Here is a 301-nt window from a genome sequence, read left to right on the forward strand (position 1 = left end):
TAATGGTATATGTTCTAGTAACAACAAGAGGACAAGTGCCAGAAGCGCTATCAGAGTTTGTGACTACTAAGTTATCATCTGTAGTACAGTTATCTTCAATATTTAACCCAAGAGCTTCTAATTGAGCAACTGTAGTAGCAGGTGCAGTAGCATCATTAATGGTACAACCTTCTACTGTTGATTCAGCGATAGTTCCAGAAGCTGTAGGGTTTGTAGTATCGTTAACCGTAATGGTTTGAGTGACTAAAATTTGGTTATCACACACATCGGTAACGCTATAAGTTCTGGTAATAGTTTCAGG

General features: G+C 38.2%; 1 protein-coding gene. It reads right to left on the reverse strand.

The window, feature by feature from the left end:
- A partial coding sequence (locus tag ACNG5D_RS15980) for a hypothetical protein (protein WP_418184526.1) occupies nucleotides 1-301 on the reverse strand: 301 nt, incomplete at both ends.

This window comes from Algibacter ulvanivorans (genome assembly GCF_048381495.1).
In the GTDB taxonomy this organism is placed as follows: domain Bacteria; phylum Bacteroidota; class Bacteroidia; order Flavobacteriales; family Flavobacteriaceae; genus Algibacter_B; species Algibacter_B ulvanivorans.